This is a genomic window from Streptomyces yokosukanensis, assembly GCF_001514035.1.
GTDB lineage: Bacteria > Actinomycetota > Actinomycetes > Streptomycetales > Streptomycetaceae > Streptomyces > Streptomyces yokosukanensis.
This window is the reverse complement of record NZ_KQ948222.1, coordinates 129,014-150,630: the sequence shown is the minus strand read 5'-3', so window position 1 is coordinate 150,630 and position 21,617 is coordinate 129,014. Positions and strand designations below refer to the sequence as shown.

The following is a 21,617-nucleotide window of genomic DNA, read 5'->3' as shown; positions in this document are numbered from 1 at the left end:
ACGGGGATGCGAGCGGCCATGGTCGTCCTTGTCCGCCCCATGGGTCGTCCATGGTGCTCGCGCTGGGCGTCCGTCCGCCCGGCAACGGAACGGGAGCAGAGACAGCTCCAGGCGCTGGCGAGGCTCCACATTCAGCGCCGCAAGGGTCTGCGGATCCCCACCTAGCCCCCGCCCTGACCGGATGAGTCCTTTCCCCTGCACTCCGGTCAGGGCGGGCACCACCTTCTCTGTCGCTTTCCCTGAGCTGGGCGATCCTCAGGCGGGGGAACAGCGAGTGCGCGACAGAGCGCCCGTGAGACACAGCCGAATCGCGAATATCAACGGCCGCGTCGGCTGATATCCGGTCCGACCCCGGACACGGGCACAACTCCTTGTAGCTCAGTGGGAAGGCAGCACTTCAGCGCGGCCCAGGTGGCTTGGCGCTGGTGCAGACCCCGGTTCGATTCCGGGCAAGGGGACTGCTCGACCCGGGTTCCTCAAACCTGGACAGGTCGAGCGGCCCGGGGCGGGCCATCCCCCCATCGCCAGGAGGACAGCACACCATGACTGCTGTACTGGAAACACCGGCCAACACCGCGTCCAGCGGTATCACGTTCCTTGAGCTGGAGATCACCAGGCGGTGCCAGCTCACGTGCTCGTCGCACTGCTACGCCGAGGCAGGGCCCGCCAAGGGACACGGCAGCATGACAGGAGAGGACTGGCGACGCGTCATCGACGAGGCTTCCGCAATCGGCGTGGAAACCGTCCAGTTCATCGGCGGCGAACCCACCTTGCACCCCGAGTTCGCCAGCCTCGTCCGGTACGCCCTTCACGCCGGTCTGCGGGTCCAGGTATTCAGCAACCTCTACCGGGTACGCACAGAACACTGGAAGCTGTTCTCTCACCCGCACGTGAGCCTGGGGACGTCGTACTACTCCGACGACGCCGAGGAGCACGACCGGATCACGGGCCGTAAGGGTTCCCACGACTCCACCCGCGCGAACATCATCGAGGCCGTACGGCGGGGCATTCACGTGAAGGTCGGCGTGATCCACATGCGCGACGGCCAGCGCTCCGAGGAAGCCCGCGCTGAGATGGCCGCGTTGGGTGTGGCCAAGGTGCACGTGGACAGGGTGCGGGGAGTCGGCAACGCGGCGAAGACGCTCCTCCCGTCGACGTCGGAGTTGTGCGGGCGGTGCGCGGACGGCAAGGCCGCCGTTCTCCCGGACGGCACCGTGACGCCCTGCGTGCTGGGCCGATTCCTGCCCGCCGGTTCCGTGAAGACAGCCGGGTTGAAGGCGGTGTTCGCCGGTCAGCAGTGGGCGCAGGTCGCGGCATCGATTCCGCGCAGTCGGGGAAACTGTGCACCGGACACCTGCACACCGAAAGAGGACTCGTGCACGCCCTCCTCTGACGCTGACCGTGTGCTGACGGCCTGCAACCCTGACAACGACAGCTCCGACTGTTCGCCGGCGGAGACTCCGGCCTGTGAACCCTCGTTCGACTAGGAGGCACACCCGATGGATTGGGAGACGCACGCCCGGCGCCTGGCTGCCGATGTCGTCCGTCCGGAATCACGCTGGTATGAACCGCTTGCCAGCGTGCCCCGGCATGTGTTTGTGCCCCGCTGGTGGGCTCGTGGGGCCCAGGGGTGGGAGTTGCGCGACGGTCCTGCAGACACCGAAGCGTGGATGCGGGCTGCGTACTCGAACAGGAGTCTCCTCACGAGGGTGGGACCGCATCATGCGGACGACGCAGAGCCGGGTGCCGTAGTCGGCTCGGGGCTGCCCACATCGTCCAGCACGCTGCCCAGTCTGGTGATCGGCCTGTACCGGCACGCAGTGATCACGGACAACGTGGACGTGTTGGTCACTACCGGATCCGGGTACGGAACTGACCTCCTGTGCAGGCGTCTCGGGGACAAGCACGTCACGAGTGTGGATGTTGACCCGGGCCTTGTGGAGAAGGCCAGTGACCGCCTCGGAGCCGTGGGCCGGCACCCGCACACGGCCGTCTGCGACATCACCGGCCCCTTGCCCGGTGAGTACGACCGGATCGTGTCGACAGTGTCCGTGCGACCCGTACCGGCTTCGTGGCTGTGCGCCCTGCGGCCGGGCGGACGGCTCGTTACCACGATCACCGGAACCGGGATGATCATCACTGCCGACAAGACCGACGACGGTGGAGCGGTCGGCCAGGTGGAGTGGGATCGGGCAGCGTTCATGGCCACTCGGACTGGCGCCGACTATCCGGCCGGTCTCGCCGACCGGTTCGAGGAGATCCGGGACCGGGAGGGCGACGAGGTGACTACTGGCCGGTACCCCGTGCTTGACGTCCAGGAGACGTGGGACGTGTGGTCGATGCTCAGCGTCATCGCACCCGGAATCGAACATCGATTCGAGGAAGGTCCAGGCCGGCGCCGTACGGCATGGATGGTCCACTCCGATGGGTCCTGGGCTCGCGCGGCGGGCCGCTGGACCGACGCACCCACCGTGCACCAGGGCGGCCCACGGCGGCTGTGGGCCGAGCTGGAGCGCATCCGCAATCGACTGAACACCGAGGGCGGATTGCCTGTGTACGGGGCTCGGGTCCGGATCGATCCGGACGGCGTGGCCACTCTGTCGCGCGGTGAATGGAAGGCAACCCTGTGACCTGACCGCCATGCCCCGCTTGTGTGCACTGCGGTGCGCACTGGCGGGGCTTTGTCGTGCCTGTGCGCCAGTTGCTCATCGCCTCGACCAGTAACTCATCCGAATAAGTGGTTGACCGTACTGGAGCTGGCAGTGGATGCTAGCCACTCATCCGGATGAGTGGCTAGCTTGAGGCATGCTGGCGGCTGCTCGTCCTCTTCTGAATCGAAGGGATTTCGATCATGGGACGTAAGGCACTGCGGGCGCTGGTGGTGTCGGGCGCGCTGGTGGCCGGTGTCGGGCTGGTGGGCGTCTCGGCGGCATCGGCCATGCCGGCGGATCCGGGGTATTCGTCGAGTGGCTCCGGCGGGGCTGGTGCGTCGTATCCGGCGGACCGGTCGGTGTTCAAGTCGGCGACGGTGGACGGGCTGCGGGTGCGTACGGGTCCGGGAACGGACCGGGCGATACTCGGCCTGATCTACGAGGGTGAGCCGGTGCAGGTGATCACCTCTTCCTATGACGACACGGGGCAGGTGTGGGACGAGGTGATGTTGCAGTCCGCTTCGGCGGGTGGCTTGCCGGGTGGCTACGTCGGGTGGGTCACGGAGGAATACCTGTACTGAGTCTCTGCTGCGGAGGATTGAAGTGAACGGGTGGCTCCCTCTCTGCCCCGATGGCAGGGAGGGGGCCACCCCTGTGTTTCCGCGTCGCTTGTGCTGAAGAAGTGGCAGGAGTGTGCGGACTGCGTGTTGTTTAAAGAGGTTTTACATTTTGACGGCGTGTAGCCGTTTGATCGCAGTGAGCAGCGGCATAGGCTGCTGGCCTATTTCGGAACTGTGTTCGATCTCGAACGGGGCGGCCTCCGGTAGGAATGACGGCGGCGAGGGGGCCGGAAAGGTGTGCGATGGTGAACGCTCCGGGGGAGGGGTACGGCGGCCCTGACGATGGTGTGTTCGTGCCGGGAGTTGACTACCTGTCAGGCTGGCGTGCGGCGGACGAGGCGGCTCGGGACCTGAACGGCAGGCTAGATGAGCTGGGCATGGTCGCGCGGACGGTGCGGGCGGTGCCTCACGCGGGGCCGAACGGTGAGCCGGTGGTGTGGCTGTGTCCGGAGGGTGCCCGCTTGCTCGCGCGAGCGCTGGAACGAGAGGGAAGGGAAGACGGGATGAGGCGGGATGACTGGCGTACGGCGGCGGGTTCGCGCGTGTGGATAGAGACGGATCGGCGCGGGGAGTTCATACGGTGCGAAGGGTGCCGACGACCGATCCTGATCACGGGTGCGGGTCCTGCACGGTTCGCCGCTGAGCGGCACGCGCGGACCTGCCGGAACTAGCGGGTATGGCTGTCTCGGCGTGCTGGCGCTGGCTGATTGCGGGTCTCCGGTTGCAGCACCTCACGACGGCAGCAAGTTGAGGCTACGTGCGTGGTGACCTCACGCGCGCGCGGATCTGGACCACGATGAAACCTCTTCGCGCGTGAGGTTGCCACGCGTGGGCGGGGTCCAGGGGTGCGCTGTAGCGCCCCTGGTACCACCGTCCGCAACCACGTTCGTCACGGTGCTGTGTGCCTCGGTGAGCGGCGTTGGCCTCCTTGGTGAACCCGCTTGTGAACGGGTCGAGTTGGCGCCCGTGATGGGGGAGTGCAGGCTTCACCGATTGTGCGGCTCGCCTTCCCGGTGGTCGACAGAGCAGACGACTGAGCCCCCTGCGACGATTTCGCGGGGGGCTTCTCTGCTCGATCGGGGTGGCCGGGGGTGTCGGGCGGCTGCCGACCGGACGGGACCGGCCGAAGGCCGCACGCCCGGCCGAGGCGGCAGGGCCGCCCGGCGCGCCGACGGCGCGCCCTTGAGCAAGTAAAGAGAAGTTACGCCGATTCGGGTCGGCGGCGGGCGGCGCGCTTGGCGGCCGGCTTGGTCGGGGTCACGGGGTAGGTGAGCTGGCATGTGGCAGCGGGGGCCTTCAGCTCCTCGCACAGCAACGGGCGGTCCTGGTCCGTGTCGGTGGTCACGCGGTAGGTGATCAGGAGGGGGCTGGCGTCGCTGAGTCCGAGTGCGGTCCGCTCGTCGGGGTAGGGGGCGCGGGCGGTGACGTGCTCGGTGAACGACAGGGTCAGTCCGGCTTCGGCAAGCTGCCGGTACAGGTCGGTGATCTCGGCGTCTGGCTGCTCGGCCAAAGTGGGCACGTCGGCGGCGGTGGCAAACGGGATGAGGACGCGATGGGCCATGCGGGCGCCGGTCTTTCGATCGTGAAGCATGCGGTCCACGCTGATGGCGTCCTGGTCCTGCTGGTCCAACAGCAGTGCCGGGGGGCCGTCCAGCGCGGTCCTGGTGACGGCGGGCGGCTCGGTCTCCGCCATGTCGGGTAGGCGCCAACTGCCCTTGGTGGTGCGCTCGATGGACCGGTCCACACGGGTGGCCGGCAGGACTCCCCCGGAGGGAAGGACGATGCTGCCTTTGCCCTGCTGTGATTCAACCAGTCCCATGCGGCGCAGTTCGGCGACGGCCGCACGGGCGGTGTGCTTGCCGATGCCGTACATGTTCACCATTTCCGTCTCGGACGGCAGGAGATCGCCGGCTTGGTAGCGGCCTCGTTTGATGTCGGTGGCCATGCGCTGAGCTACCTGCAAGTACATGGACGGGGCGCGTTCGATGTGCTCTCGGGCTGCCATGGCTCGGTGTCCTTCTCGGGTCGGGGGTGTGGGCATCCGGACGGGATTCGGTCGGAGTTGCTGGTCAGTGGTCCGTGTCAGCGGTGCGTGGTATACGCGCACTCATGAGGATAAGTGGTTGCCCCTCTGCCGCACACCCCCACCCCACCCATCCGGATAAGTGGTTGACCCCGCTCCGGCGGCGAGTCAGGATGGTCGTCCAACTCATCCGGATAAGTGGCTGGGCTGGTAGTGAGAGAGGTGAACTTTCGATGCCTTTGGACAACAAGCCGATTGACGTCAACCGGCTGGGGCGGCTCCGTGTGGAGATCGCTCCGGAACCGCGCACGACGCAGGAGGGCGAGCAGCGTCGAGACCGTGAGGGCAACCCGCTGTGGATCACGTCCCTGTCCGTGCGACAGCCGGAGGGGCGCAGGGTCGACACGATCGACGTGACCACCAGCGGTCAGCCGCAAGGCCTCACGGAGGGCGGTGAGGTCAAGGTCACGAACCTGTGGGCCAACGACTGGGCGTTTGAGGGCCGGTCCGGGACGACCTACCGGGCCGATGCCATCACCCCCGTGCAGGGCTCGGTCCCTGGCTCCGCGCCGGCTGCTCCGGCGGCTGCTCCGCGCGGGAAGTCGGCGGGTGGTGACGCCTGATGGAGCGCTATTTCTGGCACCTGAACGCCCAGCAGGCGGACGGCATGGCCTGCGTGGTGTGCAACGCAGACTTCCTCAACAACAAGATCGCATCCGTTCCGGTGGGGCGGTCGCCTGCGGATGAGTCACAGGTGTTCGCGTGCAAGGACCCATGCGCGGCCGTGATCGCTGACGAGGCTGCCCGCATGGCCAAGGAGATGCGGGCAGCGGTCGGCGCTGAGGACGCGGACGGCGGAGACGTTGCGGACTGTGAGAACGGCGTGTTCTGCGTCGACGGGCATTTCGGCTCGCTGCTGCGGGACCTTCGGGCGCTGGCCGGTGCGGAGGCGTTGTTGGCCACGTCCGACGACATCTCCACCCTTCGGTTCCTCCTCGGTCTGACGGCTCGTCATGCCGAGACGGCCATGATGCGCGCCCGGCTCGTACTGGCGCGGACCAAGGAAGGGGACGGCTGATGCCTGCCTCTCTCGTGGTCTGGGTCCTGACGGCGCTGCTCCTGGTCGGCGTGCTGACACAGCGCTGGTGGGAACCGCGTCTTGCGGCACGGGGGATCCCGGTGAGGCGGTGGCCGTGGCGGTGGTGGCTGGTCGGCTACCCCGGAACCACGCTGCGGATCTTCTCGACCTGGCGGCGCCTGGCGCATCTCAACGGGTTGTCGGTGAGCACGTCGCCGGACCGCAGGGTGATCGGCCGTGATCTCGTGGTGCAGGGGCAGGCGCTGCGACCCAAGCCTCCTCGGCTGTCCTGGCCAGCACCGACGAAGAACGGGCTGACGCTGCGGGTGCTGCTGCATCCTGGGCAGACTCCGGCGCCGTACTTCACGGCGGCCCGCGCCATGGAACACGCCTGGCATGTGCACGGGGTGCGGGTCACCTCCCCTCGCCGGGGCCAGGTGCTCATCCACGTCACGGCACTTGATCCACTGACCGGTGACGTCCCCCCTGTCCGTGCGCCAGCTGAGGCGCTGCTGTCGGCGGACGTGGGCCGGATCGAGGACGGCGACTCGTGGGTGATCGACCTGCGGCGCATACCGCACTGGCTGATCACGGGGGCCACACAGTCCGGCAAGTCGTCGTTGCTGGCCGCTCTGGTGCTCGCGCTGGCTCCTCAGCCGGTCGGCCTGGTCGGCATCGACTGCAAGGGCGGCATGGAACTGGGCCTGTTCAGCGGGCGGTTCTCCGCGCTGGCCATCGACCGGACACAGGCGGCCGGCCTCCTGGCCGATGTGGTCGAGGAGATTCAGGCGCGCATGCGGGTCTGCCGTGCGGCGGGCAAACGGTCCGTCTGGGACCTGTCCGAACATCTGCGGCCGGTGCCCCTGGTCGTGATCGTGGACGAGCTGGCTGAGCTGTATCTCACCGACGGCTCTCGGGAGTCGAAGGACGAGGCAGAGCAGTGCGGAACGCTGCTGCTGCGGGTCGCCCAGCTCGGCGCGGCGCTCGGCGTCCACCTGGTTATCGCCGGACAACGGGTCGGCTCCGACATCGGCCCCCGCGTGACCGCGCTGCGCGCTCAACTCGGCGGACGCGTCGCGCACCGTGCACATGACGAGGCGTCAGCCGAGATGACCTTGGGCGACATCAACCCGGACGCCGTGATCACCGCGCAGAACATCACCGAGGACGAACAGGGCGTGGCAGTGGTCGCCATGGGCGGCCGGTGGATGCGCGCCCGCTCCCACCTCGTCGCTACCGCCGATGTGACCGAGATCGCCCGGACCGACCCCCCGGCCAACCCGTTCCTGACACAGCCCGACCCCGTGACCTTCGAGAAAGGAGGTGCAGCAGCATGACGCAAAACGAAATGTGGGTCATCGACACATTCCTGTTCCTGTACGTGGTCTTGATCGCACGGTCACGGGAAATCAAGTGGTATCAGGCAACCCTGATTTCCCTCTTCGGATTCCTGCTGGCCGGAACGCCCTTCTCGTACCCCGCATGGGAAGTCGTCAAGATCCTCGGAAGCCTATTTTTCGGCTGACATCCCTGAAATAAGAGCCGGAGCTGATTCATGAACGCCGCGCCTATTCCTCACGAAAGGGGGCCTCCTGTGTTTCCGATATCAGATGAGGCGCGGCGCTCAGTTCTCAACGAGGCTGAGCGCCTGCGCCTTCTCTCTCCCACCGAACGTGACCTTATACGGCTCGTCCACGAACCCGGATACGCGCGCTGGCTCGACCAGATCAAGTCCATTGGCGGGTGCGCTCACCCGATCTACCTCGCCGGTCACACCACAATCCGAGACGCGGTCACGGGGGAAGTGCTGCGGCACTACGACACCAGCGACGAACCCGGCGGCCGGATGCCGGTGCGCTGCCGCAACCGGCGCGAGACGCGCTGCGAGCCCTGTTCCTACCTGCACGCGGGCGACACGTTCCAACTGGTCCGCTCCGGCCTGCTCGGCGGTAAGGGCGTCACGGACGACGTCCGGCGCCACCCCCGGCTCTTCGTCACCCTGACCGCCCCTTCCTTCGGCGCAGTTCACCGTGCACGCGACGGCGGGGTGTGCCGTCCTCGTCGGGGCGGCGGAGTCTGCGAACACGGGCGGCCCTCCGGGTGCGGCCAACGGCACGCGGATACCGATCCGATGGTGGGCCAACCCCTGTGCCGGGACTGTTACGACTACGCCGGACACGTCCTCTGGCATGCCTCGGCCGGAAGGCTGTGGAACCGCTATTGCCACATGCTCAGGCGGCATTTGGCAACAGCTGCTGAAATTACACAAACCCGTCTGCGGGAACACCTGACCCTCTCTTTTGCCAAGGTCGCCGAATATCAGAAGCGGGGTGCCGTTCACTTCCATGCGGTTATCCGGCTCGACGGGCCTGACGGTCCCTCTTCACCTCCGCCCTTGTGGGCTACAACTGACCTACTGTCAGATGCTGTGCGGTCGGCTGCGGTCCAAGTTGAGGTACACACCCCGTATTCCCCTGCGACCGGTGAGCGGGTCATCAAGTGGGGCGAACAACTCGACGTACACCCGATTCGCAGCGACGCATTCACAGAATCGGCGGTGACCGACAGCGCGGTTGCGGCCTACGTCGCCAAATATGTGTCCAAAAGCGTCGGTGACTCGGGCGGTATCGACTACCGGATACAGGACTTTGACAGCATCCGCCTTGCCCCCGTGAATATCCACCTGCGAGCAATCATGGTCACCTGCTGGCGCCTGGGCGCCATGCCAGAGCTGGAGGCGCTGAACCTGCGGGCCTGGGCTCACACGCTCGGCTACCGGGGTCACGTGCTCACCAAATCACGCCAGTACTCCACCACTTACGGAACGCTCCGCGCGGTGCGGGCGGAATACCAGGGCGGCGGCCTGCTCGCGCTGGAGGACCGAGAGACCGCCACGGAATCAGCCTGGCGCTATGTCGGCTCAGGACACTCGCCGGCAGAAGCAGACATTGCATACGGCATAGCCGAAGACCTAGCGAACCAACGAGAAATTAGACGAGAAATGATCGCCGAGGGATGGAAATACGTCCTGTAAAGAATTCGGCTGGGAATTACTCGTTCGATTCTCTGGGGGGGAGGTTTCATGCGTGTGATTACTGTTCGCGTCGATGCGGCGGGTAATGAGACCGTTGTGCGGGACAAGGTTTACGGACCTCGCAGCCCTCCTATACGCAAAAGTGATTGTAAGGCTCGACCCCCGCCATCCCTGGGGGGAAGGGGTAGCGGGGGTTTTGTGTGCTCACACTGCTGTGGTTACCTTGTCCCGAAGTCGACCTTCGGAGAAATAGTCATCGCGTAGGACCAACCTCTTCTGCACGTCGTCCGGGATCACCAGCTTCGCAAGGTCGTCATAGACCAGGAACTGAATTCCGCCGCGCTTAAGATCTTCCTCCATGCATTCTGTGTCACCCATGAGCCAGCGTTGGCGGTACGTGCCTTCGAGTTTTTTGTAGCTCCATCTGTCTGTAGACGCTTCCTCTGGCAGTCCCGACAACTCCGCGTTGTGCTTCTGTAGTGCCTCTTCTGCCGTCTTTTGAAGGAAGCCACCAACCGCGAACTGTCCACTAGGGGCCAGGCCGGCCACGTAGAACTGGATCGACTCTTCCAGTTTTTTCCGGCGCTTAGTCGTTTCCTCTCCCTTGTGGTAGACCCGCTCAATCACCTCGTAGTCGCCGATCTCGTCCAAGACCGCTTGTACGAGCGAGCCGTATGCGTCGTCTGGCTTGGCCGATGGCCTGTGGTCGCATGGCTTGCTTACTGTGGAGAAGCAACGGACGTACTCATTGATCCTCTCTTCTCCATTCTTGAGCTTCCTCTTGTTCGCTTGGTAGATCATGTTTCCCTTGCAGTAGCCGCACTTGATTACATCCAAGAAGCTCGTGGACTTCTTTTGCTTTGGCGGATGTACCTGTGTCTTGGTCATGTCGAACTCAATAAGCTCCGTGTACTCAAGTTCCGTATAGATGGGTTCGGCCACCTGTACAGGGTTACCATCGGCCCCATAGAAGATCCGAGGCGGGTTGTAGCGACCGGGTTTTCCATCAGAGATGACCCTCACGCCCGTGAGGGCAGGGTTCCTCATGATGCGAACTAGACTGGTAACCCTCCACAGTTTTCCTTGCGCTGTTCGGAATCCGGCTAGGTTCAGTGTCTTGCAGATGAACCCGTAAGACCTCTTTCTCTTTACTCGCATAAGTCGTGCCCACCGAAGCATTAGGGCCCTGTCTGGGGTGATGGCTAGAGATACTTCCTTGGTCTTCGAGTCCTTCACTGTGTGGTAGCCGAACACCGGATTACCGACAACCCACCTTTCCGTAGTGCGGGCGTATTGCCATAGGGAGGTGAGTCGGATTCCGAGGTTCTCGGCCTCAATCCTCGCCATGCCGGCAATCATGGTCACCATCATTTGACCGAAGGTGGACTTAAAGTCCAGCTCTTCAATCTTGGAGATCATGTTTTTGCCGAAGTCCTTACACCATTCAATCATCAGGTGAAGGTCATAGATGCGGCGGATGAAGCGGTCCAGCTTCCAGAAGAGAATTACGTCGAACTCGGGAGCTTTCTCGTGAAGCCAATACCCGAGAACCTTCCGCTTCCACGGCGGAATCTTGGTGGCCGACTGGTTCAAGTCGGATGCGACTCCCACAACCCTGACGCCCTTCTGGGTCGCCAGGGCCCAGAGGTCTAGTTCCTGTCGTATGGGGGATGTCGTCTCGTCCGTGAAGACGGACAAGCGGACTGAGATGAGCCCTCGGGGTGCGTCGCTGGGCAGGGCGGCCTGTATCTCCCGCCAACGGTCCAGCTCCGCCAGTTCGGCAGGTGCCCAACTGGACCTGTTCGGTTCGAGTGTTGTCGGTGCGTCAGAAGCCATGCGGGGTAGTTAAGCAGCCTTTCACTCTGGCAGCAGTTCGAGAACTACATGCTCCAGCCCAAGCTGACGGCGAAGTCGGTCGACATCCACCCCGCGGTGGCCTTCGGTTCGGTCATCGTCGGCACCGCGCTGCTGGGCGCGGTCGGCGCGCTGATCGCCATCCCGGCGGTGGCCACCTTGCAGGCCTTCCTGGGGGCGTACGTGAAGCGGTACGCCGTCACGGACGACCCCAGGGTGCACGGGCATCGCAGCCGGGGGTCGGGTGGCCCCGGGCTGCTGGCGCGCATACGCGGGCCGAGGGTCCCGCGGCCGGAGCCGGAGGAGTCGTCGTAGGGCAGGTGCCGGTCACCAGGGCGCGGCGGCCGGTGTCGCCCGGTTCGGTCCCGCCGTGCTGGTCCGTCGCGCCTGGCTCTCCTGCCCGTCGCCTCTGCCGTGCCCGTCTTCAGTACGTGAGCACTGCCCGTCTTCCGTGCATCAGCACCGCCCACATTCAGTACGTCAGTACCGCCCACACCCCCGCGCCCGCGACGGCCGCCGCGTAACAGCCGACCGCCGTGGCCACGATCCGTCGGCGGGTCCGTTCGTCCCAGGGTGATCGGGACAGCAGCCGGGCCAGCGCGGGCAGGACGAGCACGGCGTGCAGGCTCACACCGTGCAGCGGCTTGAGCGGGGCCGTCGAGTGGTAGGCGGCCTCCTGGTGGCCGGTCCTGGTCAGCACGACCCCGCGCGCGATCATCGCTGCCCCCGAGGCCAGCGCGACCAGCAGGATCGCGAACCCGGAGCGGACCGCGAGCGCCATACCGGTAGGACCGGTCGGCCGGTGCCGGAAGGAGGCGACGGCGAAGAGCGTGAGCAGGACGACCAGGACACCACCGCCGACCGCGAGCGTCATGGACACAGCCGTGTCGAAGGGGGTCTCCATGTTCAGGTGCGACGGCACCCTGCGCCACGCCTGGAGGGTGATCCCGCCGACCTCCACCACGCAGTCGGCGGCGAGGACGAGCAGCAGCGTCGAGCGCAGCCGCGGGCCGGTGCGCAGGTACGACGTGACCCAGGTGAGCGCGATCAGGGTCAGCCCGAAGGAGAGTCCGAAGGTGATGGGCTTGCGCCAGGAGACGGGGCCGTCCCAGGGGCCGCCGTCGACCGCGAACACCCCCAGGTGCACGAGACCGGACAGGACGAGCAGCAGCCCGGTCGTATGACAGAGGCGGTCGACGACGCGCGGATTCTCCATGGGCCAAGGCTCCCGGGGAGCGGCCCCCGCGGTCGTCGTCCGGCCGAAGGCACCCGCCGTACGCCATGGGGAGTAACGGCAGCCCTGCCCGGGACTACCGGGAGAGCGTGGCGGAGGGTGGGGTCCAGCGCCTGGTGCGGGGCACGGTGCCGGTGACGCCGTAGTCCTTCTTGAGCTGCTCGGGGATCGCGTAGTGCATCACGCGTCCCCGGGTCAGGGACGACAGCTCGAAGACCGTCGTGAGGTGGCCGAGCCGGTCCAGGGCCCAAGCGCCGAACGGGGAGCGGTCCTCGATGGTCTCCAGCACCCCGAGCAGGTGCGGGACGGCCTTGACCAGGGTGTCCCAGCGGGTACGGGGCACCTGAAGCCAGTCGGCGCACGTGTCGCCGATCAGATGACGCACGAGAGCGGAGACGATCGGATCGAAGAGAGTGCCGGGCACGACCTCCTCGTAGAGGTCGATGAGCTGCCGCGTCAGCTCCGCGCCCTCCTCCGAGGGGCCCATGTGACGCACCATGTACAGGTCGAGGAAGCTCCGAGCCTCCTCGAGGGTCTGCGGTACGGCCTCCTGGTCGACGCCGAGCATGGCGCCGACCACCCGCCAGGCGTAGTAGTAGGCCTCCGCTCCCTCCGTGGTCATGTGGATGCCCAGCCGGTGCAGGCTGTCGAGGACGAGCAGCGAGAACAGCATCTGCCCGCCGATCATGTCCTCCTGGCAGATCGGCGTGCCGAGGGCCGCCGTGTCCCAGCGGCCCTCGCGCCCCAGGTGGTGGCGGATGGACGCGTGCAGCAGGCGGACCTTCTGGGCGGCGGGGACGAAGCGGCCGCCGGCCTCGAAGGCGTCGGGCTGCATCAGATAGACGGTGAACTGGCCGGTCTCCGCCATGCGCTTGGAGGGGTACTGCAGCGAGTGCGTGGCCGACAGCAGCTTCGCCACATGCGGGACCACGTAACAGGCGGGCATGGAGGCGAAGGACAACGCCGTGGAGATGTGCACGTTGTTGTCGATGAAGAACAGGCGCGCCTTCTCCATCTCGCCCCAGTCCACCCAGGACGGCGGGACACTCGTCTCCCTCAGGTACTCGCGGGCCACGTCGGGCAGGCCCTCCGGCAGCGGAGCGCCGGCCGTGGAGACGTACCGCATCAGGGTGTTGAAGACGCCGACCTCCCCGCGCTCGAAGAGCGTGGCGACGGTGGCGTCGGCGAGTTCGTCGCCGGCCTCCCGCAGGGCGTCCATCGATGCCTCGGTGAAGGTCATGGCAGGGGGCTCCTTGTCCAGGCGGTCACGGGGTCCAGCACGTATCGGGCTCGGGTCGTGGACGGGATGGCGGGGTGGCGGGGTGGACGGTGGCGGGGGCCCGCGCGGTGCGGACATCCGGGCGGTGCGGACATCCGCGCGGTGCGGTCAGAAGGGCCGTACCGTCGCCGCGTGTGCCAGTGCGGCCAGGGCGTCGGCGGCGGGCGCGGACACGTCCAGGTCGTGGAGCGCCTCGAGCGCCTCCGCCACGCGTGCGGAGATCATGTCTTCGACGCGGTCCGGAGCCCCGACCCGACGCATCACCTCCCGTACGGCGTCCAGGTCCGGCCGGTCCGGCTCGTCCTCGCCCAGCAGGGCCCGCAGCCGCTCCCGCTCGTCCGCGCCGGCGATGCGCCAGGTCTCCGCCAGCAGCGCGGTGGGGCGACGGCCGCGTACGTCGTCCGTGTCGGCCTTGCCCGTGCGTCTCGGGTCCCCGAAGAGACCGAGCAGGTCGTCGCGGAGCTGGAAGGCCTCGCCGAGCGGCAGGCCGTACGCGGAGTAGCCCGACCGCAGCCGCTCACCGGCCCCGGCCAGGGTGCCGCCGATCAACAGGGGCTGCTCGACGGTGTACTTGGCGGTCTTGTACCGGATCACCTTCAGCGACGCCGTGGTGTCCGGGACCGCCCCGGTGTGCAGGATCTCCAGGCACTCGCCCGCGATCAGCTCCCGGGCCAGCAGCGACCACAGCGGGCGGGCACGGGCCAGATACGCGGCGGGCAGACCGCAGGTGGCGAACAACTGCCCCGCCAGCGACATCAGCAGATCCCCGACCAGCATCGCCAGCGACCGCGCGGCGGCGCCGGGACGCGGATGCCCGGACACGGCGTCGCGCAGCGCCAGATGGGCGGTGGGGCGGCCATGCCGCAGCGGGCTGTCGTCGATCAGGTCGTCGTGGACGACCGCGGCGGCGTGCACCAGCTCCATGGAGGCCGCGGCCCGCAGCAGCGCGTCGCTGTCCGGCTGGCCGGCCGCGCGCCAGCCCCAGTAGCAGAACGCCGCCCGCAACCGTTTGCCGTCCGCGACCGCCGACTCCAGCTGATCGGCCACCGGTCCCAGTGCCGGATCCACCTCGGCCAGCAGATCGGCCTCCCGGGCGACGAAATCGTGCAGCACCTGGTCGATGCGGCGCCGGAACACGGCCGCGTCCCAACGCTCAGCCGCCATCGGCACCCCGGCGGGCGAGCGCGGCCCGGGCGAGGATCTCCAGATGGGCCGGGGGCACGGTCGCACACCGGTCCAGTGCCAGCCGGCCCCGGGCCATCAGGTCCTGCTCGGCCGCCGACGCCAGGTCGGCGGTGTCCGAGCGGCGCAGCAGTCCCCGTACGGTCGTCAGGGCCGAACCCAGGGTGCTCACCGCCAGATCCGCCACTCCCGCCACCAGCAGTACGGCCTGCTCGTCCAGGCCGCCACGGCGGCCTGCTCCCTCCGCCATGCCTTCGTGTGTCATGCCCTCTCCCCACCAGCACGCCCGGCTCCCCGCGGGCACCCCCGGGCGGTGACGATCACGCACCGTCCTTACATGAGCATGGCGGCCCGGAGCGCGCGGACGGGGCGGAATCGTCGCCGGGCGCACCATCGGGTGACCGGTTCGCCAGGTCGTGCGGTTCCCGGCCCGGGCGTGGGGCCCCACGCCGTCTGCGTCCAGGATGTCCCGTGCCACTGGATCTTGACCGTTTGCCATCGGACTTTGACGGACGCGAGTTTGTGTCATCGGAGTTTGATCACCGCAGGTCAGCGACTCAGCGCATCTTCGGTGCGCGCCGAGGGCGTGGTGAAACCCGTGGCGCGCTGGAGGTGCTTCTGTCTGCCCTGACGGCCATCTGCACGGGTGCAGCCTGTCGTCACCGTTCCGTCACAAGTAGTCGCCGCACGGAACCCTGCCGCTCTGCCGCCTGTCTGCACTCACGTACCACGACCACGCGTACCGCGGGGCAACAACCGACGACCGAAACCCGCGGACGAGACGACTCAGGGGGACGACAGCATGCGGCACAGCAACGGCATTCGCAGGGCGGCTCTGGCGACGACGGCGGTCACGGCCGTCGCGGCGGCGGTGACCGGCATCCTGCCCGGCACCGCCATGGCGGCGAGCACCACCGCCTCCACCCCGCCGCCCGCCTGCCCGGCCTCCGCCCTCCAGGTCAGCGCCTGGCAGGCCGTCCACCGGCCCGTCGGGACCGGGACCGGGGCGGCGGTCGTGCAGTTCACCAACGTCTCCCGGAGGACGTGCGTCCTGAAGGGCCATCCGACGGTCGCGGGCGCCGGCAACGGCTCCCCCGCCCACAACACCCCGCTCAAGGTCACCCCCACCGGCAGGGCGGCCACCGTGACGGTCCGGCCGCACGGCAAGGCGTGGGTGAAGCTGACCTTCGTCCAGGTCCAGGGGGAGGGCGACGGCTACTGCGTGTCGGGCAAGGACCCGGTGACGTATCCGACGATGGTCATCGGGCTGCCGCATTCCGGGAAGCACCAGGTCGCCCTGAACGACGGGGTGTGGGCCGAGTGCGACAACAAGGTGACCGTCACCCCGGTCTCGGCGGTCAAGCCTTCCTGACCCCACCGTCCCCACAAATCGAGCAGCCTGCACGACGATCGCAACGCTCTGACCTGCACGTTTACGAGGCACTGCACATAAGTACAGGTCAGCGACTCAGCGTACCTTCGGTGCGCTGAGTCGCTGACCTGCGGTGATCAAACTCCGATGACGCAAACTCGCGTCCGTCAAAGTCCGATGGCAAACGGTCAAGATCCAGTGGCACGGGACACAGGAGACCGGCCGTCGTCCCCGCGGTCTGCTTGACACAAAAATCGAACATCCATTCTCATGGAGGCTCAGGCGAAGCTTTCGGCAGTGGATTTCGTCCCGTTTTGCGGGAGGAAGTCCCCCGGTTATCCACAGGCTGGGCCTGCGTCGGGGCGCATTGTCAGTGGCAGGCGTTAGCGTCTTTGACGTGAAGCGATCGACTCAAGCAAACCGGGTGGAACCCATGGCAGGAACCGACCGCGAGAAGGCGCTCGACGCCGCGCTCGCGCAGATTGAACGGCAATTCGGCAAGGGCGCGGTCATGCGCATGGGCGAGCGGTCGAGGGAGCCCATCGAGGTCATCCCGACCGGGTCGACCGCACTCGACGTCGCCCTCGGCGTCGGTGGCCTGCCGCGCGGCCGTGTCGTGGAGATCTATGGACCGGAGTCCTCCGGTAAGACGACCCTGACCCTGCACGCCGTGGCCAACGCCCAGAAGGCCGGCGGCCAGGTCGCGTTCGTGGACGCGGAGCACGCCCTCGACCCCGAGTACGCGCGCAAGCTCGGCGTCGACATCGACAACCTGATCCTCTCCCAGCCGGACAACGGCGAGCAGGCCCTGGAGATCGTGGACATGCTGGTCCGCTCCGGCGCCCTCGACCTCATCGTCATCGACTCCGTCGCCGCGCTCGTCCCGCGCGCGGAGATCGAGGGCGAGATGGGCGACAGCCACGTCGGTCTCCAGGCCCGGTTGATGAGTCAGGCCCTGCGGAAGATCACCAGCGCGCTCAACCAGTCCAAGACCACTGCGATCTTCATCAACCAGCTCCGCGAGAAGATCGGCGTGATGTTCGGCTCCCCGGAGACCACGACCGGTGGCCGCGCGCTGAAGTTCTACGCCTCGGTGCGTATCGACATCCGCCGCATCGAGACCCTGAAGGACGGCACCGAGGCGGTCGGCAACCGCACCCGCTGCAAGGTCGTCAAGAACAAGGTCGCCCCGCCCTTCAAGCAGGCCGAGTTCGACATCCTCTACGGCCAGGGCATCAGCCGCGAGGGCGGTCTGATCGACATGGGCGTGGAGCACGGCTTCGTCCGCAAGGCCGGCGCCTGGTACACGTACGAGGGCGACCAGCTCGGCCAGGGCAAGGAGAACGCGCGCAACTTCCTCAAGGACAACCCCGACCTGGCCAACGAGATCGAGAAGAAGATCAAGGAGAAGCTGGGCGTCGGTGTCCGGCCGGAGGAGCCCGCCGTCGAGCCCGGGGCGGACGCCGCGGTCGCCTCCACGGCCGCCGACGACGCCAAGACGGCGTCCGCCCCGGCAGCCGCCAAGGCCGCCAAGCCCAAGGCCGCCGCAGCCAAGAGCTGACCGTGACACGACGAACCGACTGGGCCGAGTACGAGTACGCCACCCCCGGTGCCCCACGGGGGAGGGGCACCGGGGACCACCCGGACTCCGTCCCGGGCGGTGACGACGGATACCGGCACGACGGTTTCGAGGAGTACGACGCCCACGACGAGCCCCGCGGAACCGGAGGACGCGGGGACGACGGCGGTGCCCGCCCGAGCGACACGGGCGACGGGCCGTACGGGGGCGGGTCGCCCGGCAGGGGTTCGGGCCATGGTTCGATTCGTGGCTCAGGCCGTGGATCCGACAGCGGCGGCGGCCCGCGGGGCGGGCGGGGGCGCGGCCGGCGCAGGCGCGGCTTCGGGGACGCGCCCGGTGAGGACGAAGACGCCCCTTCCTCGTCGAGGGCCGAGCGGGGGGAGTCTTCAGGGGACCCGGCTGAGCGGGCGCGAGCGATCTGCCTGCGCCTGCTCACCGGGACCCCGCGCACCCGCAAGCAGCTCGCGGACGCCTTGCGTAAACGGGAGATCCCCGAGGACGTGGCCGAGGAGGTGCTGTCGCGGTTCGAGGAGGTCGGGCTGATCGACGACAGCGCGTTCGCGGACGCCTGGGTGGAGTCCCGGCATCACGGCCGGGGACTCGCGCGCCGGGCACTCGCCCAGGAACTGCGCACCAAGGGCGTCGACTCGACGCTGATCGACGAGGCCGTCTCCCAGCTCGACTCCGAGCAGGAGGAGGCGACAGCCCGCGAACTCGTGGCCCGCAAGCTGCGCGCAACCCGCGGCCTCGACCGCGACAAACGGCTCCGCCGCCTCGCCGGCATGCTCGCCCGCAAGGGCTACCCCGAGGGCATGGCCCTCCGGGTCGTGCGTCAGGCCCTGGAGGAAGAGGGCGAGGACTCGGAGTTCCTCGACGAAGGGGACTTCTGAGTCCTCGGTGTGGGGCGCTCTCCGGGTGGGGCGAGGGCGCCGGGTTTCTCCGAACTCCAAGGCACCGCAAGGGGGTTAACCCCCGCCGAAGACGCCGGGCCACCGCAGTGATCTCCCTGTCGCGAGCGGCGACTCTGTACGCACGCCCCGGACCGCGGCGCACACCCGCCGAGGCCGGCCGCGTACGACCCAGCCGCCGCGTACAACAGAAGAGAGCCCGCCCGATGATGCTGCGATACGCCCTCAGGACAGTCCGCGACCGCAAGGCGGGATTTCTCGGCGCCTTCCTCGCGCTGATGTGCGCGGCCGCCCTCATCACCGCCTGCGGCACCCTCCTCGACACCGGCCTGCGCGGCACCATCCGCACCGAGCGCTACGCCGCCGCTCCCGTCGTCGTCTCCGGCGACCAGTACGTCCACCAGACCACGGTCAAGCACAAGAAGGGCAAGACCAAGGTCAAGCACAAGGCGAAGCCCATCGCCGAGCGCGCCTGGCTCTCCGAGCGGCTGCGCACCAGACTCGCCCGGCTCCCCGGGGTTGCCCGGGTCGTGCCCGAACTGACCTTTCTCGCCCAGCCGTTGGCCCCGGCCGGCACCGGCGGTCGTACCGCCTACGGGCACGCCTGGGACTCCGCCGCGCTGACGCCGTACCGGCTGGTCACGGGCAGCGCGCCCAGGGCCGACGGTGATCTGGTCATCGACGGCGACCTCGCCGCACGGGCCCGGCTGCGGCCCGGTGACCGGCTCACCGTGCAGTCCACGCAGGCCCCGCGCAGCTACCGCATCACCGGTATCGCCGCCCCGGCCGCCGTCGTACGCCACCAGACGTCTCTCTTCTTCACCGCCGCCGAGGCCCGTCGGCTGGCCGCGCATCCGGGGCAGGTCAGCGCGTTCGGCGTGCTGCCTGCGAGAGGGGTGGATCCCGAGCGGGTGCGGGACGCCGTGGCGCAGGCGCTGCGCGGCACCACCGCGCAGGTCAGCACCGGTGCCGCGCGCGGGCCCGTCGAGTTCCTGGACGCGGCCGCCGCCCGCACCCGGCTGGTCAGCATGGGCGGCGCCATGGGCGGGACCTCGCTGCTGGTGGCGGTGCTCGTGGTCGTCGGCACCTTCGCGCTCACCGTGCAGCAGCGCCATCGTGAACTCGCCCTGCTCCGCGCTCTCGCCGCCACACCCGGCCAGATCCGTGCGCTGCTCGGCAGGGAGGCACTGATCATCGGCGTGGCGGCGGGCACCGCGGGTGCGCTGCTCGGGTTGCCGCTGGGCGGCTGGCTGCACTCCAGGTTCGTCGCCCTGGGCGCTCTGCCCGCCACTCTCGAGCACACCGTCAGTGTCTTCCCGCCGCTCGCCGCCCTTGCCGCCACCCTGCTCGGCGCCTGGGCCGCCGCCCGGATCGCCTCCCGCAGGATCGCCCGGATCCGCCCGACCGAGGCCCTGGCGGAAGCCAGGACCGAGCGGACCCGTCCCGCCTGGGGCCGGATCGCCGCCGGACTGCTGCTACTCGCCGGCGGAGTCGTCCTCGTCGTCGTCCTCACCTCCCTGCGGACCGAGCCCGCCTCGACTCCCGTGACCTTCCTCGCCGTCGTCGTACTGTCCACCTCCGTCGCCCTGCTCGGTCCCTTGCTGGTCAAGACGGCCGCGCTGCTGCTCGCCGGCCCGCTCCGGCTCACCGGTCACGGCGGCCGCCTCGCCACCGCCAACCTGCGCGGCAACGCCGCCCGTATGGCCTCCGTCGTCACTCCCCTCACTCTGCTCGTCGGCATGACCTGCACGGTCCTGTTCGTCCAGTCCACCCTCGGCGACGCTGCCCGCAGCCAGGCCCGCGCCGGTGTCCGGGCGGACTGGGTCGTCGCCGCGCAGGAGCCCGGTGTCCCCGGCGAGGCGGCAGGGCGGCTTCGCGCGCGGCACGACACCGTCACCGAAGTCGTCCGTACGACCGTCCACGTCGGCCTCGACAAGTACCCCGCGCAGGGCGTCACCCCGGCAGGCCTGACGCACACCTGGGACCCGCAGGTCACCGCCGGCTCCCTCGACCGGCTCGGTCTCCATACGATCGCCGTGAGCCAACTGGCAGCGGATCAGCACCACTTGAAGCCAGGCAGCACCCTGAAACTCACCCTCGGCGACGGGACGCCCGCCACGCTCACCGTCGCCGCCGTCTATGCCCGGGGTCTTGGCTTCGGCGACTTCACCTTCGCCCACGACCTCATCGCCCACCATGTCGACAACCCGCTCGCCTCCTCCGTCCTCGTCAGCACGACTCGTACACAGACACAACTCGCGACTACGCTCCGTGAGTTCCCGGGGCTGCGGATTCTTTCACCGGCCGATGCCGATGCCCTGCAGGCCGACCGGCAGCAGATGAACGCCGAGGTCAACTACCTCGCCATGGGGCTCGTGCTGGCCTTCACCGCCATCGCGGTCGTCAACACGCTGGCCATGTCGGTCGCGGAGCGTGTCCGGGAGTTCGCACTGCTCCGCCTCGCCGGTGCGACCCGCCGTCAGGTGCTGCGCATGCTGCGCACCGAGGCGCTGTCCGTGCTGTTCCTCGCCACGTCGCTCGGCAGCGGGATCGCGCTCGCCGTGCTCACCGCGTTCAGCGTCGGCATGACGGGCCGGGCCGCACCCTCGGTCACGCCCCTGCTCTACGTCACCGTCGTCGGGGTCGCCGGCCTCCTCGCGCTCGTGGCCAGTTCGGTGCCCGGGCGGGCGGCGCTTCGGGTGCGGGCGGTGACGGTGGCCACGGCGAAGGAGTGACAGGAGGGCCGGGGAGAGCGGGCGGCGGGAAGGCCGTCGGTGTCGTCACCCGTTGCCGGGGTGTCCGG

The 21,617-nt window shown here is 68.2% G+C and carries 18 protein-coding genes, 1 tRNA gene and 1 pseudogene; 14 read left to right on the top strand and 6 right to left on the bottom strand.

Annotated elements, in window-relative coordinates:
* Positions 1-367: 367 nt before the first annotated feature.
* The 4 genes from AQI95_RS47535 (at position 368) to AQI95_RS34360 (ending at position 3,232) form a co-directional block, all read left to right on the top strand.
* Positions 368-458: transfer RNA gene (locus AQI95_RS47535), tRNA-OTHER, on the top strand.
* A gap of 84 nt (positions 459-542) precedes the next feature.
* Entirely contained in the window at positions 543-1,487 is a 945-nt protein-coding gene (locus AQI95_RS34370; protein WP_067133230.1) for a radical SAM protein, read from the top strand.
* A gap of 12 nt (positions 1,488-1,499) precedes the next feature.
* Positions 1,500-2,630, top strand: coding sequence for a methyltransferase domain-containing protein (locus AQI95_RS34365; RefSeq protein WP_067133227.1), 1,131 nt, complete (start codon positions 1,500-1,502; stop codon positions 2,628-2,630).
* A 221-nt stretch (positions 2,631-2,851) separates the two neighbouring features.
* Entirely contained in the window at positions 2,852-3,232 is a 381-nt protein-coding gene (locus AQI95_RS34360; protein WP_067133224.1) for an SH3 domain-containing protein, read from the top strand.
* A gap of 1,240 nt (positions 3,233-4,472) precedes the next feature.
* Here the strand turns inward: AQI95_RS34360 and AQI95_RS34355 are convergent.
* Positions 4,473-5,276, bottom strand: coding sequence for a GntR family transcriptional regulator (locus AQI95_RS34355; RefSeq protein WP_067133221.1), 804 nt, complete (start codon positions 5,274-5,276; stop codon positions 4,473-4,475).
* A 251-nt stretch (positions 5,277-5,527) separates the two neighbouring features.
* Here AQI95_RS34355 and AQI95_RS34350 point away from each other — a divergent pair, with 251 nt between their 5' ends.
* The 5 genes from AQI95_RS34350 to AQI95_RS34330 all read left to right on the top strand — a co-directional run bounded on the left by AQI95_RS34350 (position 5,528) and on the right by AQI95_RS34330 (position 9,406).
* Entirely contained in the window at positions 5,528-5,917 is a 390-nt protein-coding gene (locus tag AQI95_RS34350) for a hypothetical protein (protein ID WP_079071700.1), read from the top strand.
* On the top strand, positions 5,917-6,372 hold the full coding sequence (locus tag AQI95_RS34345; RefSeq protein ID WP_067133216.1) for a hypothetical protein: 456 nt from the start codon (positions 5,917-5,919) through the stop codon (positions 6,370-6,372). The genes AQI95_RS34350 and AQI95_RS34345 overlap by 1 nt, the downstream gene beginning before the upstream one ends.
* Complete coding sequence (locus AQI95_RS34340; RefSeq protein ID WP_067133213.1) at positions 6,372-7,709, top strand: FtsK/SpoIIIE domain-containing protein; 1,338 nt, start codon at positions 6,372-6,374, stop codon at positions 7,707-7,709. The genes AQI95_RS34345 and AQI95_RS34340 overlap by 1 nt, the downstream gene beginning before the upstream one ends.
* The gene (locus AQI95_RS34335; RefSeq protein WP_067133210.1) at positions 7,706-7,897 is read left to right on the top strand and encodes a hypothetical protein; all 192 of its coding nucleotides are present in this window, start codon (positions 7,706-7,708) and stop codon (positions 7,895-7,897) included. The genes AQI95_RS34340 and AQI95_RS34335 overlap by 4 nt, the downstream gene beginning before the upstream one ends.
* A gap of 69 nt (positions 7,898-7,966) precedes the next feature.
* Positions 7,967-9,406, top strand: a complete 1,440-nt coding sequence (locus tag AQI95_RS34330; protein WP_244188931.1) for a replication initiator — start codon at positions 7,967-7,969, stop codon at positions 9,404-9,406.
* 204 nt (positions 9,407-9,610) lie between these two features.
* Here AQI95_RS34330 and AQI95_RS34325 read toward each other — a convergent pair whose 3' ends face one another.
* Positions 9,611-11,242 (bottom strand): recombinase family protein, encoded by a 1,632-nt coding sequence (locus AQI95_RS34325; protein WP_067133203.1) that lies wholly within the window; start codon positions 11,240-11,242, stop codon positions 9,611-9,613.
* 24 nt (positions 11,243-11,266) lie between these two features.
* Here AQI95_RS34325 and AQI95_RS34320 point away from each other — a divergent pair.
* Positions 11,267-11,575, top strand: a pseudogene (locus AQI95_RS34320) (AI-2E family transporter); the annotation flags it as partial.
* A 157-nt stretch (positions 11,576-11,732) separates the two neighbouring features.
* Here the strand turns inward: AQI95_RS34320 and AQI95_RS34315 are convergent.
* The 4 genes from AQI95_RS34315 to AQI95_RS34300 all read right to left on the bottom strand — a co-directional run bounded on the left by AQI95_RS34315 (position 11,733) and on the right by AQI95_RS34300 (position 15,205).
* Complete coding sequence (locus AQI95_RS34315) at positions 11,733-12,476, bottom strand: hypothetical protein (RefSeq protein WP_067133197.1); 744 nt, start codon at positions 12,474-12,476, stop codon at positions 11,733-11,735.
* A gap of 94 nt (positions 12,477-12,570) precedes the next feature.
* The gene (locus AQI95_RS34310) at positions 12,571-13,734 is read right to left on the bottom strand and encodes an oxygenase MpaB family protein (protein WP_067133194.1); all 1,164 of its coding nucleotides are present in this window, start codon (positions 13,732-13,734) and stop codon (positions 12,571-12,573) included.
* A 147-nt stretch (positions 13,735-13,881) separates the two neighbouring features.
* The gene (locus AQI95_RS34305) at positions 13,882-14,937 is read right to left on the bottom strand and encodes a polyprenyl synthetase family protein (RefSeq protein ID WP_067133366.1); all 1,056 of its coding nucleotides are present in this window, start codon (positions 14,935-14,937) and stop codon (positions 13,882-13,884) included.
* Entirely contained in the window at positions 14,927-15,205 is a 279-nt protein-coding gene (locus tag AQI95_RS34300; RefSeq protein WP_067133369.1) for a polyprenyl synthetase, read from the bottom strand. The genes AQI95_RS34305 and AQI95_RS34300 overlap by 11 nt, the downstream gene beginning before the upstream one ends.
* Before the next feature lie 552 nt (positions 15,206-15,757).
* Between AQI95_RS34300 and AQI95_RS34295 the strand changes: the two genes are divergently transcribed.
* The 4 genes from AQI95_RS34295 to AQI95_RS34280 all read left to right on the top strand — a co-directional run bounded on the left by AQI95_RS34295 (position 15,758) and on the right by AQI95_RS34280 (position 21,549).
* Positions 15,758-16,327 carry a DUF4232 domain-containing protein gene (locus tag AQI95_RS34295; RefSeq protein WP_067133191.1) on the top strand — a complete coding sequence of 190 codons (570 nt, stop codon included), beginning with the start codon at positions 15,758-15,760 and terminating at the stop codon, positions 16,325-16,327.
* A 433-nt stretch (positions 16,328-16,760) separates the two neighbouring features.
* Positions 16,761-17,888 carry a recombinase RecA gene (gene recA / locus AQI95_RS34290; protein ID WP_067133190.1) on the top strand — a complete coding sequence of 376 codons (1,128 nt, stop codon included), beginning with the start codon at positions 16,761-16,763 and terminating at the stop codon, positions 17,886-17,888.
* Between the two features lie 2 nt (positions 17,889-17,890).
* Positions 17,891-18,796, top strand: a complete 906-nt coding sequence (recX, locus tag AQI95_RS34285) for a recombination regulator RecX (protein ID WP_067133187.1) — start codon at positions 17,891-17,893, stop codon at positions 18,794-18,796.
* Positions 18,797-19,020: 224 nt separating this feature from the next.
* Positions 19,021-21,549, top strand: coding sequence for an ABC transporter permease (locus AQI95_RS34280; protein ID WP_067133184.1), 2,529 nt, complete (start codon positions 19,021-19,023; stop codon positions 21,547-21,549).
* The last annotated feature ends 68 nt before the right edge of the window (positions 21,550-21,617 follow it).

What these genes read in the sequence shown, in the direction of transcription:
- AQI95_RS34295 (WP_067133191.1), top strand. Translation starts at nt 15,758, where the DNA reads ATGCGGCACAGCAACGGCATTCGCAGGGCGGCTCTGGCGACGACGGCG.
- AQI95_RS34305 (WP_067133366.1), bottom strand. Translation starts at nt 14,937, where the DNA reads ATGGCGGCTGAGCGTTGGGACGCGGCCGTGTTCCGGCGCCGCATCGAC.
- recA (WP_067133190.1), top strand. Translation starts at nt 16,761, where the DNA reads ATGGCAGGAACCGACCGCGAGAAGGCGCTCGACGCCGCGCTCGCGCAG.
- AQI95_RS34345 (WP_067133216.1), top strand. Translation starts at nt 5,917, where the DNA reads ATGGAGCGCTATTTCTGGCACCTGAACGCCCAGCAGGCGGACGGCATG.
- AQI95_RS34365 (WP_067133227.1), top strand. Translation starts at nt 1,500, where the DNA reads ATGGATTGGGAGACGCACGCCCGGCGCCTGGCTGCCGATGTCGTCCGT.
- AQI95_RS34340 (WP_067133213.1), top strand. Translation starts at nt 6,372, where the DNA reads ATGCCTGCCTCTCTCGTGGTCTGGGTCCTGACGGCGCTGCTCCTGGTC.
- AQI95_RS34325 (WP_067133203.1), bottom strand. Translation starts at nt 11,242, where the DNA reads ATGGCTTCTGACGCACCGACAACACTCGAACCGAACAGGTCCAGTTGG.
- AQI95_RS34360 (WP_067133224.1), top strand. Translation starts at nt 2,852, where the DNA reads ATGGGACGTAAGGCACTGCGGGCGCTGGTGGTGTCGGGCGCGCTGGTG.
- AQI95_RS34350 (WP_079071700.1), top strand. Translation starts at nt 5,528, where the DNA reads ATGCCTTTGGACAACAAGCCGATTGACGTCAACCGGCTGGGGCGGCTC.
- AQI95_RS34335 (WP_067133210.1), top strand. Translation starts at nt 7,706, where the DNA reads ATGACGCAAAACGAAATGTGGGTCATCGACACATTCCTGTTCCTGTAC.
- AQI95_RS34315 (WP_067133197.1), bottom strand. Translation starts at nt 12,476, where the DNA reads ATGGAGAATCCGCGCGTCGTCGACCGCCTCTGTCATACGACCGGGCTG.
- AQI95_RS34280 (WP_067133184.1), top strand. Translation starts at nt 19,021, where the DNA reads ATGATGCTGCGATACGCCCTCAGGACAGTCCGCGACCGCAAGGCGGGA.
- AQI95_RS34370 (WP_067133230.1), top strand. Translation starts at nt 543, where the DNA reads ATGACTGCTGTACTGGAAACACCGGCCAACACCGCGTCCAGCGGTATC.
- AQI95_RS34300 (WP_067133369.1), bottom strand. Translation starts at nt 15,205, where the DNA reads ATGGCGGAGGGAGCAGGCCGCCGTGGCGGCCTGGACGAGCAGGCCGTA.
- AQI95_RS34310 (WP_067133194.1), bottom strand. Translation starts at nt 13,734, where the DNA reads ATGACCTTCACCGAGGCATCGATGGACGCCCTGCGGGAGGCCGGCGAC.
- AQI95_RS34355 (WP_067133221.1), bottom strand. Translation starts at nt 5,276, where the DNA reads ATGGCAGCCCGAGAGCACATCGAACGCGCCCCGTCCATGTACTTGCAG.